Here is a 258-nt window from a genome sequence, read left to right on the forward strand (position 1 = left end):
TTATTGCCTACCAACAAGTCATACGGTATTCTTGGAGTAAACGATATTCATTATTACGATGTTAAAACACCTACGGCTACTTTTATCTATCATAATGCCATGAAAAATGGAGCGGCTTTAAGATCTTCTTACACTCAGAATATTGGAAAAAGATTCAATTTTTCGTTGGAATACAGTGTGTTACGCTCTCAGGGCATGTACAGGAATTCTTTGGCTTCAAATAACAATACACTATTTTCAGGACATTATGTTTCCAAA

General features: G+C 34.5%; 1 protein-coding gene. It reads left to right on the forward strand.

The genetic code is table 11. From position 1 onward, the window contains the following. The coding region (locus ACR9ZK_RS22520) for a putative porin (protein WP_481344152.1) at positions 1-258 on the forward strand (258 nt) is incomplete at both ends.

Source organism: Monashia sp. HAY1-5C (genome assembly GCF_056755255.1).